This is a genomic window from Vibrio sp. 10N.222.49.C9 (assembly GCF_041474985.1).
GTDB classification, from domain to species: Bacteria; Pseudomonadota; Gammaproteobacteria; order Enterobacterales; family Vibrionaceae; genus Vibrio; species Vibrio crassostreae_C.
The window spans coordinates 1-260 of record NZ_JBFRVD010001310.1 but is presented as its reverse complement, the minus strand read 5'-3'; the positions used below and the strand labels follow the sequence as shown (position 1 = coordinate 260).

General features: G+C 49.6%; 1 protein-coding gene. It reads left to right on the top strand.

The window, feature by feature from the left end; all coding sequences use genetic code 11:
* Nucleotides 1-260: Mur ligase domain-containing protein (locus AB4585_RS28055; RefSeq protein ID WP_372172041.1), on the top strand; the 260-nt coding region annotated here is incomplete at both ends.

Sequence of the window (260 nt, the reverse complement as noted above, 5' to 3'; positions counted from 1 at the left end):
CTGGCTCAGACATTAGTCAAAATGCCGTTACAGATCGACTGCAAAGCAAGGGCGCGACCATCTTTATTGGTCATGACCAAACTAATGTAGAAAACGCCAGCGTGGTAGTGGTATCAACAGCGATTGATCAGGGTAACCCTGAGCTTGTTGCGGCTAAAGCTTTACGAATTCCTGTTGTGCGTCGTGCAGAGATGCTCGCTGAGATTATGCGCTACCGCCATGGTATTGCCGTCGCGGGTACTCACGGTAAAACCACAACT